11 protein-coding genes and 1 pseudogene are annotated in these 11,977 nt (G+C 72.5%); 5 read left to right on the forward strand and 7 right to left on the reverse strand.

What is annotated here, in order from left to right; genetic code table 11:
- Window positions 1–129 precede the first annotated feature (129 nt).
- The 3 genes from SACTE_RS03420 (at window position 130) to lnt (ending at window position 4,207) form a co-directional block, all read left to right on the forward strand.
- A complete protein-coding gene (locus SACTE_RS03420) occupies window positions 130–993 on the forward strand; it encodes a universal stress protein (RefSeq protein ID WP_014044633.1) in 864 nt (287 codons plus the stop codon).
- A 1,033-nt stretch (window positions 994–2,026) separates the two neighbouring features.
- A complete protein-coding gene (locus SACTE_RS35370; protein WP_019992830.1) occupies window positions 2,027–2,152 on the forward strand; it encodes a hypothetical protein in 126 nt (41 codons plus the stop codon).
- 408 nt (window positions 2,153–2,560) lie between these two features.
- Window positions 2,561–4,207: an apolipoprotein N-acyltransferase gene (lnt, locus tag SACTE_RS03425; RefSeq protein WP_014044635.1), complete on the forward strand. Its 1,647-nt coding sequence runs from the start codon at window positions 2,561–2,563 to the stop codon at window positions 4,205–4,207.
- On the opposite strand, the gene SACTE_RS03430 is transcribed toward lnt, so the two are convergent.
- Both SACTE_RS03430 and SACTE_RS03435 read right to left on the reverse strand, forming a co-directional pair.
- Window positions 4,131–5,036 (reverse strand): Gfo/Idh/MocA family oxidoreductase, encoded by a 906-nt coding sequence (locus SACTE_RS03430; protein ID WP_014044636.1) that lies wholly within the window; start codon window positions 5,034–5,036, stop codon window positions 4,131–4,133. The two genes, lnt and SACTE_RS03430, sit on opposite strands and share 77 nt — an antisense overlap.
- A 19-nt stretch (window positions 5,037–5,055) precedes the next feature.
- Window positions 5,056–6,285 (reverse strand): FAD-dependent monooxygenase, encoded by a 1,230-nt coding sequence (locus SACTE_RS03435; protein ID WP_014044637.1) that lies wholly within the window; start codon window positions 6,283–6,285, stop codon window positions 5,056–5,058.
- Between the two features lie 87 nt (window positions 6,286–6,372).
- Here SACTE_RS03435 and SACTE_RS03440 point away from each other — a divergent pair, with 87 nt between their 5' ends.
- Complete coding sequence (locus SACTE_RS03440; RefSeq protein ID WP_014044638.1) at window positions 6,373–7,020, forward strand: TetR/AcrR family transcriptional regulator; 648 nt, start codon at window positions 6,373–6,375, stop codon at window positions 7,018–7,020.
- Window positions 7,021–7,081: 61 nt separating this feature from the next.
- Window positions 7,082–7,209 (forward strand): annotated as a pseudogene (locus SACTE_RS34850) (Mini-circle protein); the annotation flags it as partial.
- A gap of 114 nt (window positions 7,210–7,323) precedes the next feature.
- Here the strand turns inward: SACTE_RS34850 and SACTE_RS03445 are convergent.
- The 5 genes from SACTE_RS03445 to fabG form a co-directional block, all read right to left on the reverse strand.
- The gene (locus tag SACTE_RS03445) at window positions 7,324–7,815 is read right to left on the reverse strand and encodes a hypothetical protein (RefSeq protein WP_014044639.1); all 492 of its coding nucleotides are present in this window, start codon (window positions 7,813–7,815) and stop codon (window positions 7,324–7,326) included.
- A gap of 116 nt (window positions 7,816–7,931) precedes the next feature.
- Complete coding sequence (locus tag SACTE_RS03450; protein WP_014044640.1) at window positions 7,932–8,615, reverse strand: uracil-DNA glycosylase; 684 nt, start codon at window positions 8,613–8,615, stop codon at window positions 7,932–7,934.
- Between the two features lie 87 nt (window positions 8,616–8,702).
- The gene (locus tag SACTE_RS03455; protein ID WP_014044641.1) at window positions 8,703–10,283 is read right to left on the reverse strand and encodes an ABC transporter substrate-binding protein; all 1,581 of its coding nucleotides are present in this window, start codon (window positions 10,281–10,283) and stop codon (window positions 8,703–8,705) included.
- A gap of 118 nt (window positions 10,284–10,401) precedes the next feature.
- Window positions 10,402–11,157 (reverse strand): SDR family oxidoreductase, encoded by a 756-nt coding sequence (locus tag SACTE_RS03460; RefSeq protein WP_014044642.1) that lies wholly within the window; start codon window positions 11,155–11,157, stop codon window positions 10,402–10,404.
- A gap of 22 nt (window positions 11,158–11,179) precedes the next feature.
- On the reverse strand, window positions 11,180–11,941 hold the full coding sequence (gene fabG / locus SACTE_RS03465) for a 3-oxoacyl-ACP reductase FabG (RefSeq protein ID WP_014044643.1): 762 nt from the start codon (window positions 11,939–11,941) through the stop codon (window positions 11,180–11,182).
- Window positions 11,942–11,977: the final 36 nt, after the last annotated feature.

Below are 11,977 nucleotides of genomic sequence, written 5' to 3' on the forward strand. Positions count from 1 at the left end.
TGCCTCGGGTACCGGGCCGCCCGGCCGGGGCACGGGCCGGCGGGTCATAATCGCCGATGACCCCCGTCCGGGCGTCGCCCACGGTGCGGGCCGGGCGGGGAGGTCTTCCACCGGCGCCTGGAGGCACGCATGACCGCCCACGACCTTCCCGTGATCGCCGCTGTCGACGGTTCCTCGCACAGCTGGGACGCGCTCGACTGGGCCACCCAGGAGGCCGTACGGCGTTCCCTGCCGCTGCTGATCGTGCACGTGCGGCCGCTCACCCGGCGTACCGCCGAGGAGGTCCAGTCGGCCGAGGCCCAGGAGCTGCTCGACCAGGCCGTGCTGCGCACGTCGGGGCTCGCCCCCGAGCTGCCCACCTCCACCCTGGCTCCGCTGGACTTCCCCTCGGCCGCACTGACCTCGCTCAGCCGTGACGCCTCGATGGTGGTCGTCGGCTCCCGGGGGCTCGGCGGGTTCCGCTCGCTGCTGATCGGCTCCGACAGCCTGGCTACCGCGTCGATGGCGCAGTGCCCGGTGGTCGTCGTCCACAGCGGCCGGACCGCCGAGGACGAGGAGGAGGCGGCCGATGCGTTCCCCGACATCGTGGCGGGTGTGGCGGCGGACGAGAGCAGCGACGCGGTCCTGGAGTTCGCCTTCGAGGCCGCCGCTTCCCGGCCCGGCGCCCGGCTGCGGCTGGTACACGGCTGGACGATGTTCTCCTCGATGCTGTCGGGCGGGCCGGTCCTGGACCGGGCGGCCGCAGCGGACGCCGCGCAGCGCACCCTCACCGGACTCACCGCGGCCTGGATCGAGAAGTACCCGCAGGTGGAGGTCGCACGCGAACCGGTCAGCGGATCGGCCTCGCGCACCCTGGTGACCGCATCCGCCACGGCCGCGCTGACCGTGGTCGGGCGCCGCAGGGGAGGCGAGTCGCTGGGGCTGGGACTGGCCCCGGTGGCGCAGACGACGGTGACACACGCCCTGGGGCCGGTGGCCGTCGTCCCCTGCTGAGTCCACGGGCTCTTCGGCCGAGCGGCGCAGCGGGATCCGGGACGGGACGGACGCCGGCCCGCCGCCCCGGCCCGCCCCGCCGCCCCGGCCGTCGCCCGGTCCGATGGGACCGGGGAACGGGGAGCCCCACGCCCTTCCGGATCTCGGCATCCAGCCCCACGGCCAGGTCGTTGTCCCGGCCCGCTTGTTCGATCGCCGCCAGGTACGCGTCACTGTCCGCGGCCCGCGCCGCCCGCTCCCAGCGCGGAACGGCCGCTTCGAAGACCACCACGATCTCCCCCGCCGGTTCCCGGACGTCTCCCGGCAGCCCTCCTCGGGCATCCCCGAGCAGCCGGGCGGCCTCCGCGTACGCCGCGGCCATCTGCCCGGCCCATCGGCTCGCCGTGGCCAGGTCTTCCTCCGGTCCCCGCTGAGGGGCCCGGAGCTGCGCCTCCCACAGGGGCCGGAACGCCGAGACGTACGCGAGCTGGGCCGGTGCGAACGCGCTTTCCTCCTTCCGTATCGGCTCGTCGAGGTCCCCCCGCGGTGCCCCGGCCCAGCACAGGACGGTGCGCCCACCGCGCTCCCACCCGGCCCGGTCCGGGTGGGAGAAGTACGTCTGCAGCGGGCCGTGAGCCGTCAAGTGCACCGCGTAGTGCGGGAGAAGCGGCCCACACCGGTCACGAGAGGCCTTCATGACCTCTTCGGTACCCGGAAACGCCTTCCGGCCGGTCAGCTCGAAGCGGCCGTAGATCTCGCCGCGGTGCGGCTCTTCACAGGACAGCCGCTCCGCCGCGCCGTTCCTGATCGACCCCTGGTTGTCCTGTGTCGGTTCGGTGGCCGGGGTGAAACAGTCCCCCGTCTCCAGGGCGAAGACGCTCCTCCCGCGGTCCCCCTGACCGGCCCGGCCGGTGAGCCACTCGACCAGGCCGAGAAACGCAGCGCACCGACCAGCGTCAGGAAGGCGAGGACCAGTACCGCGCCGGAGACGGCGACGCCGGCCACCGCGAGTCCCTTGCCACGCTCGCCACGGTGGGATGTCCGGACCAGCGCGATGATTCCGAAGACGAGTCCCAGGGGCGCCAGGCAGACGAGCGAGCAGACGAGCGAGGCGATGGCGAACCCGCTGACCGGCGGCGACGGGAACATCTGCGGGCCGGGCGCGGCGGGCGGTCCGTAGGAGGGCTGCTGCCACGGTGGCTGGGGCCGGCTCGGGGGCGGAAGCGTCATGAGCGCGAATCACTCTCCCGTGCGCCGGGGAGTCCGTTGGTGGCCCCCGCTGGCGAGTGGAACGTACTGTCCCTTCCGCGGGGAATCACAGGGCCGGAACCACCCGGTTCACGTCGCGGTACGTTGCCGGATCCCGGCAATCACGCCCGCGTTCCGGGCGGCGGGCCCCTTCCTCGTCCCGCGGGTCCGCCGGGACGGCGGATCGTGGGACCACGCAGGTGAGAAGCCGACTGCTTGCGGGTACGGGCTCACGGGTATGTCCGTGACCCGGACCGGACGGTCACCGGGCGCGGACCCACGGCCGCCGGCGCGCGTTTCCCGGACACCGGCGGACCGGCACGGGCGAGGAGGACACGGCATGCCGAAGCAGGGCGGCGGACTTTCGGTGGACCGGTCGGCAGGCGCCCCGGAGGCACACGGAACCGGGCTGCGCGGCGGGCTGCTCCACACGCGCGTGGGGCGCGGGGCCGCCGCACTCCTCGCGGGCGCCCTGCCCGCCCTCGCGTTCCCCGCCCCGTCGCTCTGGTGGCTGGCCTACGTCGCGCTGGTGCCCTGGCTGCTGCTGATCCGGTCGGCGGACAGCGGGCGCCGCGCCGCGCTGGACGGCTGGCTCGGCGGCACCGGCTTCATGCTCGCCGTGCACCACTGGCTGATGCCGAGCCTGCACGTGTTCATCCTGGTGCTCGCGGCGCTGCTCGGTCTGCTGTGGGCCCCGTGGGGGCTGCTCGTCTCCCGGGTGCTCGGTGGTGCGCCGTCCCTGAGGCGTTCGGTGGCCGCCGTCGCCGTGGTGCCGTCCGGGTGGCTGATGATCGAGCTAATCCGCTCATGGGAGGGGCTCGGTGGGCCCTGGGGTCTGCTGGGCGCGAGCCAATGGGAGTTCGCGCCCGCTCTGCGTACCGCGTCGGTGGGCGGTGTGTGGCTGGTCAGCCTGCTGGTGGTGGCCGTGAACACCGCGGTCGTCCAGCTCGTCGGCCGGCCCGCCGTGCGTACGGCCGCGGCGGCCTGCCTGGTGGTCTGCGCCCTGGGTGTGGGTGCGATCTGGGCCTGGGCGCCGCGGCCGGAGAGCACCGGGACGACCCGGATCGCCGTCGTGCAGCCCGGCGTGGTCGAAGGCCCCGGGAGTGTCGACCGCAGGTTCGCGCGGAGCGAGGAGCTGACCCGTACGCTCGCGGGCCGGGGCGTCGGTCTCGTGGTGTGGGGCGAGAGCAGTGTGGGCGTTGACCTGACGCGCAGTCCCGGGACGGCCGCCAGGCTGGCGGCTCTGTCCCGCACGGTCGGGGCCGATGTGCTGGTCAACATGGACGCCCGGCGCACGGACGCCCCGGGGCGCACCGGCATCTTCAAATCCGCGGTGCTGGTGGGGCCGAACGGTCCCACGGGCGACCGGTACGACAAGATGCGCCTGGTGCCGTTCGGTGAGTACGTCCCGGCCCGCGCCCTGCTCGGCTGGGCGACCTCGGTGGGCAAGGCGGCGGGCGAGGACCGGCTGCGCGGCGAGGCTCCGGTGGTGATGGACCTGCCGGACGCGGGCGGACTGCGGATCGGGCCGCTCGTCTGCTTCGAGACGGCGTTCCCCGACATGAGCAGGCACCTGGTCCGGGACGGGGCGCAGGTGCTGGTGGCGCAGTCGTCCACCTCGACGTTCCAGCACAGCTGGGCGCCCGCCCAGCACGCCTCGCTCGGAGCGCTGCGGGCGGCCGAGACGGGGCGGCCGATGGTGCACGCCACTCTCACGGGCGTCAGCGCGGTGTACGGCCCGCGGGGCGAACGGCTGGGCGCGCCGCTCGGCACGGACGCGAGCGGGACCGCCGTGTACGACGTACCGCTCGCCCGGGGCACCACGCTCTACGTCCGGCTGGGCGCCTGGCCCGTGTACGGGGCACTGGCGGTGCTGGCCGGCTTCCTCGGCGTCGCCGGGGCGCGTGCGGTCAGGACGCCTGCTCCAGGGCGTCGCGGACCACGCGTTCGCACAGCCGGTGGGTCTCCAGAGCGTCCCGCGCACTGAGGACTTCGCCGGCCCGGACCGCGTCCAGGAAGGACACCACGCACTGCTCGATGCCCCGCTGGCGGGCGACCGGCACCCAGTCGCCACGGCGCCGCAGGCTGGGCTGGCCCTTGTGGTCGACGACGTCCGCGAGGTTGAGGACCTGTCGCTTGCTGTCCTGGCCGGAGACCTCGAGGATCTCCTCGGTGGAACCGCTCAGCCGGTTCATCGAGCCGATCGCCGTGAACCCGTCCCCGGACAGCTGGAGCACCACGTGGTGCATCAGGCCGTCGACGATCCGTGCCCGGACGATCGTGCTGTCGACGGGGCCCGGGAGCAGGAACCTCAGGGTGTCGACGACGTGGATGAAGTCGTCCAGGACCAGGGTGCGGGGCTCCTCGGGGAGCCCGACCCGGTTCTTCTGCAGGAGGATCAGGTCGCGCGGGTGGTCGGCGCACTGGGCGTAGGAGGGGGCGAGGCGGCGGTTGAAGCCGACGGCGAGGCCGGTGCGGCGTTCCTCGGCGAGGGCCACCAGCCGCTCGGAGTCGGCGAGTTCGTAGGCGAGCGGCTTGTCCACATAGGTGGGTACGCCCGCTTCCAGGAGCCGGCCGACGATCTCCGGGTGGGCCAGGGTCGCGGCGTGCACGAAGGCCGCGTCCAGGCCCGCGGACAGCAGCGAGTCGAGGTCGGCGTGGCGCTGCCGGGCGGGGATCCGGTGGTCGGCGGCGAGGCCCGTGAGGGTGGCCGGGGTGCGGGTCTGCAGGTGCAGCTCGATCCCGGGCAGCGCCGTCAGTACCGGCAGGTACGCCTTCCGTGCGATGTCGCCGAGCCCGATGCAGCCGACCTTCACGTATATCTCCCTGGAGACCTCACCGCGGCCGTGTCACGGCCGCGTCACCCGCGTCATTGGTCCCGGCAGCATACGTGCGCTGCGGCGGCCGCCAGTCGGCGATGCCGTCGAAGGTGCGCAGGACGGTCCCGGGGCCGAGACGGGAGACGGCGGACATCAGCCCGTCGCGGAGTGCCACGGCGGGTGCGGCGGACAGCCGCGTCAGCCGGCATGCCTGTGCCGCCTTGCGGACGATCGCGGTCGTGCGGGGCAGCCGGTCCGCGCTGTACGCGGCGAGCGCGGCCCCGTGGTCGGCGCCGGGGGTGGCGTGGTGGGCGAGCACCACGGCGTCCTCGACGGCCTGGTTGCCTCCCTGGCCCAGTGAGGGCGCCATGGCGTGCGCCGCGTCGCCGAGGAGCACGGTGCGGCCCCGGTGGAAGGCGGGCAGGGGGTCGGTCATCTGGTACACGTCGTGGCGCAGCACCTGCCCGGGCGCGACGGAACCGATGATCGCGGGGATCGGATCGTGCCAGGTGCCGAACCTCCTCAGCAGCTCCGCCCGCTCGTCGTCGGCCCGGGCTCCGGCGGGGGCGGCGGCGGCCGCGTAGGCGTAGACCCGTCCGTCCTTCAGCGGATGGCTGCCCCACAGCGCGCCCCTGCCCCACGTCTCGTGCGGGCTGAAGGGCCGGCCGAGCGCCGGGGCGACGACGCGCCAGGTGGTGCACCCGCTGTACGAGGGGCCGGGGTGTCCCGGGAAGAGCGCGGTGCGCACGGAGGACCCGATGCCGTCGGCGCCGACCACCAGGTCGGCCTCCAGCTCTCCGTCGGCCGTGCGGACGAGGGCGCGGCGGCCGCCGGGTGCCCCCGGGTCGGCCAGCTCCGCGGGCGTACCGGTGCGGACCGCGCCCTCGGGTGTCCCGGCACGGAGCAGGTCGATCAGGGTGGAGCGGTGCAGCAGGACCAGTGGCCCGCCGAACCGCTCGGCCGCGGCGGCGCTGTCCGTACGCGAGAGCCACCGTCCCGACGGGGTGCGCATTCCTCCGTCGCCCTGCCAGGCCGCGAGGGGCCTGATCGCGTCGCCCAGTCCGATGACGTCCAGGGCCCGCTGGGAGTTGGGGGCGAGGCTGATGCCCGCACCGGCCTGCTCCAGGGAACCGGCCCGTTCGAGCACGGTGACCTGCCAGCCGCACCGGTGCAGCGCCACCGCGGCGGTGAGCCCGCCGATCCCGCTGCCGATGACCACCGCGTGGGACGTCCGGGGCGTCGTCATGGCCGAGCCTCCTTTGGGAGAAACTACACCTGTAGTAGCGACACCCTCACCGTACTACAGGTGTAGTGAGGGCGGTAGATTGGCCGCATGCCCGCACGCACCACCGCCCGCACACCTGGGGTCTCCGCCCGCGCCGATCTGATCGCCGACACCGCGCTGACCCTGCTCGCCGAACGCGGTATGCGCGGTCTCACCCATCGCGCGGTGGACGAACGCGCCGGGCTCCCCCAGGGCTCGACGTCCAATCACGCGCGCACCCGCCAGGCCCTGCTGGAGTCGGCGGTGCTGCGGCTCGCCGAGCTGGAGGCGCGGGTGCTCGCCCCGGGACTGCTCCCCGAGCCGCCACCGGGGCCCCAGGGCGACGGGGCCCGGCCCCCGGCCGCCGCACTGGCCCAGGCCCTGCACGCCTACCTGACCGGCCGCACCGACCTGCTCGTCTGCCGGTACGAACTGGCGCTGGAGGCCACCAGGCGGCCGGAGCTGCGGGCCTTCTTCGACGCCGCCGGACGGCGTTTCCGCGAACCGCTGGTGGCACTGATGACCGCGGCGGGCTCCGCCGAGCCGGAGCGCCACGCCCTGTCGGTGGTGGCCTGGTCGGAGGGGATGATGTTCTCCTGCGCCGCCGGCGCGTACCACGGCTCGGTACCGACCGAGGCCCAGCTGCGGACGGGATACGCCGAGCTGCTGCGCGGCATGCTCGGGGCGGACGGCGCGAAGACGCCCGTGGCTCCGTGATCGGTGGTCAGCCGGTCCGGGGGCGAGCGACGGTGGGCCCGCATGACGACGGACGAGCGAGTTCCGCGAGGTTCTCGCCGTCGAGGACGTTCCGCCGATCCACGGCACGGACGAGGAGCCGGACGGGGAGTTCCACGTGACCGAGGCGGACACCTGGGACGAGGTGCCAGGACCACCTGGCTCGCGGAGGGCGTGGCGGCCGTGGCGAACACCGCCGCGCTGGGATCGACGGAGCCACGGGCGCCGGACACCGACAGGACGGGACGCCCTGTCCGGCCGGGCCGACCCTGCCCAGGTGGGCCGTCACCGCTGTGTCCCGCTTCCCCCCATACGCAGCTCCAGCCGCCCGAGGGCGGCGCGGACCCCTCCCCCGTACCCGTCGTCGTCGAGCGCGCCCACCGCCTCCCACGCCCGGTCCAGGTGTGCCCGGGCGGCCTCGGTGCGTCGCAGCGTGAGGTAGTCCGCCGCGAGGTTGAGGTGCAGCGAAGGGAAGAAGGCCCGCACCGCGAGCGCGTCCCGGGAGACCGCGGGCTCGGTGGGGCGGGTGCCTGCCAGCCCTTCGGCCGCGGCCAGCGCACGCAGGTCCCAGGCCAGCTCGTCCTCCGGGTCGTCCTGGGTGTCGGCCATGTAGTGGGCCAAGGTGCAGCGGTGCAGGGCGTCGCCCCGCTCCCCGATCTCGGCCCACAGCACCCCGAACCGGTTGCGGGCCTCCTCCCGGTCCCCTCCGTGGAGCAGCATGACCGCTTGGCCGATCCTGGTCATGACGGCGTCCTTCGACGCTTCCCGCTGCTCCACGACAGAGGTCTCCTGAGGGTGGTCCGGCCTGTTCCGGTCGGTCCGACGCTAGCCGCAGCCGCCCGAGATCGCGCTCAGGCGCGGGCCGGAGCCGCCTCTCGTGCCGGGCCGGGCCGTCAGCCCAGGTCGGGGATGCGCCAGTCGATGGGCTCGTGGCCCTGGGCGGCCACGGCCTCGTTTATCCGGGTGAAGGGACGGGACCCGAACCACCTCTTCGCGGAGAGCGGCGAGGGGTGCGCGCCCTTCACGATCACGTGGCGCTCCTGGTCGATGAGCGGGATCTTCTTCTGCGCGTAGTTGCCCCAGAGGACGAAGACCGCCGGGTCGGGACGGTCCGCCACCGCCCGGATCACCGCGTCGGTGACCTTCTCCCAGCCCTTGGACTTGTGCGAGTTGGCCTCACCGCCGCGGACCGTCAGCACCGCGTTGAGCAGCAGGACACCCTGCTCGGCCCACGGCATGAGGTATCCGTTGTCCGGGACCGGCAGCCCCAGCTCGTCGTTCATCTCCTTGTAGATGTTGCGCAAGGAGGGGGGCGTCCGGACACCGGGTCGGACCGAGAAGCAGAGCCCGTGCCCCTGTCCCTCGCCGTGGTACGGGTCCTGGCCGAGGACGAGCACCTTCACCCGGTCGTACGGCGTCGCCTCCAGCGCTGCGAACACCTGCTCGCGCGGCGGGTACACCGGCCCGTTGGCCCGCTCCTCCTCGACGAAGTCCATGAGCTCCTTGAAATAGGGCTTCTGCAGCTCTTCGCCGAGGACGCCGCGCCAGGACTCGGGCAGCAGGTCGGTGTCGGTCACGTGCACAACCTCCGGTAAGCAATCGGTTCTTGCTCCCAGAACCTACCGGGGGCCACTGACAACGCCGCTGCCCGAGCCCTCCGCGTGCTACCAGCTGGCCTTGCGGTACAGCTCCCACATCTGCATGACCGTCTGCGGGTCCAGTGCGCGCTCACCGCCTCCGATGTCGTCGCCCGCGGCGACGTAGAGCTTGCCCTGCCACAGCGGCAGCAGCCGTACGTCCTCGACGAGGATCGCCTGGGCCCGCTTGAACTGCGTGGAGACGGCTCCGCGGTCGCTCTCCTCGCGGGACTCCGGCAGCAGTTCCTTGGTGATCTCGTCGGTCAGGTAGGGGGTGCCGGTCACGCTGTCCTTGCCGACGAACGGGGCGATGAAGTTGTCGGGGTCCGGGAAGTCCGGGAACCAGCCCCGCCCGAAGACCGGGTACTCGCCCTTGCTGAAGCCCTCCTGGAAGGCCGTCCACGGCGCGCTCTTCAGCTTGATCTTGAAGAGCCCGGACTTCTCCAGCTGACGCTTCAGCTCGGCGAACTCGGGTGCCGTGGAGGAGCCGTAACGGTCGGTGGTGAACCAGAACGTCATCGGGACGGGGGTCTCGACACCCGCGTCGTCCAGGAGCGCCGCGGCCTTCTTCCTGTCCGGTTCGCCGAAGGAGTCGAAGAAGCTGGTGGCGTGTCCGGCGATGCCCTTGGGGACCATGGAGTACAGGGGTTCCGCGGTGCCCTGGTAGACCTTGGCGACGAGAGCGTCCCGGTCGACCAGTTGCGCGATGGCCCGGCGGACGGCGAGCTTCCCGGCCGCCGGGTCGTCGGGGTTGAAGACGAGGAAGCGGATGTCCGCGCCGACGGTCTCGACGATCTGCAGGCCCTTGTCGTCCGCCTTGCCGTCCTCCAGGGCCACGACCTCGTCGGCGGTCAGCCCTCGGTAGGTCGCGTCGATCTCGTTCTTCTTCAGGGCGTCCACCATGGGCGCGGAGTCCTTGAAGTAACGGATGGTGACCGCGTCGTTCTTGCGGTTGGCGAAGCCCTTGTAGTCGGGGTTCTTGGCCAGCTCCGCCTTGTTCCCCGCCTCGTACGAGTCCAGGAGGTAGGGACCCGAGCCGGTGACCTTGCCGTCGTCACGGATCCTGTCGGCGGGGTAGTCGCCGGGCGCGACGAGCGACATCGCCGGGGTGGCCAGGATGAACGGGAAGGTGGCGTCCGCCTTGTTCAGATGGAAGACGACCTTGTCGTCGCCCTTGGTCTCCACATGGTCGAGGGAGCCCAGGAGGCCGGCCGGGCCGCTCTTCACCTTGATCTTGAGGATCCGCTCGACGGAGTACTTCACGGCCTCGGCATCGACCTTCTCGCCGTTGGAGAAGCGCAGGCCCTCACGGAGCGTGCACCGGTAGGCCATGCTCGACATGTCGGTGAACTCGCAGGACTCCGCCGCGTCCGGTTCCGGGCTGGTCGCACCGGTCGGGAAGCTCACCAGGGTCTGGAAGACGTTCCTCATCAGCTCCCATGAGCCGTCCCAGGCAGCGGCAGGATCGAGTGTCGACGGGGAACTCGTCGTCCCGACGGTTATCCGCTGGTCCGTCTTCGAACCGCTGTCGGAGAACAGACCGCAGCCTGCCAGCAAAGAAAGGGAAGCAAAGGCTGCAGTGGCCTGCAGACTGGCCCGGTAGAACACGTGCACGCTCCTCGATCAGCCATGGGTCGGCAGACCATACCGCAGCGCCCTACCAGGTCAATCCCTAGGCCTGGCAGGGCACTTGAGGCAATCGCGGCCAAACCGACCCAGGCCGATCTCAGCCCACGCCGGCGTTCAGGAAGATGCCGCCGTCGATCACGAGGGTCTGCCCGGTGATCCAGCCGGACTTCTCGGAGGTGAGGAACTCGGCCGCGCCCCCGATGTCCTCGGGAACGCCCAGCCGGCCGAGCGGATAGGCCGCGGCGGCCTCGGCCTCGCGCCCCTCGTACAGCGCCTCGGCGAACTTGGTCTTCACCACGGCCGGGGCGATCGCGTTGACCCGCACGACCGGCGCGAACTCGTGGGCCAGCTGGAGGGTCAGGTTGACCATGGCCGCCTTGCTCATGCCGTAAGCGCCGATGAAGGGCGACGCGGAGACGCCGGCGACGGAGGCGATGTTGACGATCGCCCCGCCGTTCTCCCTCTGCCAGGCCTTCCACGTCCGCTGGGCGAATCCGAGCGCGGAGATCACGTTCGTCTCGTAGACCTTGCGGGCGACGCCCAGGTCCAGCTCGGCCATCGGCCCGAAGACCGGATTCGTACCGGCGTTGTTGATCAGGAAGTCGACGCGGCCGAACACCTCCATGGCCCGCTCGACGGCCGCCGCCTGGTGCGCCTCGTCGTGCGCCTTGCCGGCGACGCCGACGGCCCGGTCGGCGCCGAGCCTCTCGACGGCCTCCTTGAGCGCGTCCTCGCCCCGGCCGGTGATGACGACCCGGTCGCCCCGGGCGACGAGCGCCTGGGCGATCCCGTAGCCGATGCCGCGGCTCGCACCCGTGATGAGCGCGACCTTGCCGCTGTCCTGCACAGTCATGGTGTCGGTTGCCCTTCCCGGGTCAGTTGAGCGGTCCGCCGGCGACGTACATGACCTGCCCGGAGACGAAGCCGGCGTCGTCGCCGGTGAAGAAGGCGATGGCGTTCGCGATGTCCTCGGGACGGCCGACCCGCTGGACCGGGATCTGGGTGGCGGCGGCGGCCTGGAACTCCTCGAAGCCCATGCCGACGCGGGCGGCGGTCTGCGCGGTCATCTCGGTGACGATGAAGCCCGGGGCGACGGCGTTGGCGGTGACACCGAACTTGCCGAGCTCCTTGGCGAGCGTCTTGGTGAAGCCCTGGAGACCGGCCTTGACGGCGGAGTAGTTGGCCTGGCCGCGGTTGCCGAGGGCGGAGGAGGACGACAGCGAGACGATCCGGCCGAACTTCGCCTCCACCATGTGCGACTGGACGGCCTTGGCCATCAGGAACGCGCCCTTGAGGTGCACGTTCATCACGAGGTCCCAGTCGTCCTCGCTCATCTTGAAGAGCAGGTTGTCGCGCAGCACACCCGCGTTGTTGACGAGGATCGTCGGGGCGCCGAGCTCGGCGGCGACACGCGCGACGGCGGCCTCCACCTGGGCGCTGTCCGACACGTCGCAGCCGACGGCGAGGGCGGTGCCCCCCGCGGCGGTGATCTTCTCGACCGTGTCCTTGCACGCCGCCTCGTCGAGGTCGAGTACGGCGACGGCGCGGCCCTCGGCCGCCAGGCGTACGGCGGTGGCGGCGCCGATGCCCCGTGCCGCTCCCGTCACGATGGCGACGCGCTGCTCGGTGGTGGACATGCTTGGTTCTCCTCGCCCTTGGATCGCGGCTCAGCG

The organism is Streptomyces sp. SirexAA-E (genome assembly GCF_000177195.2).
Taxonomy (GTDB): Bacteria; Actinomycetota; Actinomycetes; order Streptomycetales; family Streptomycetaceae; genus Streptomyces; species Streptomyces flavovirens.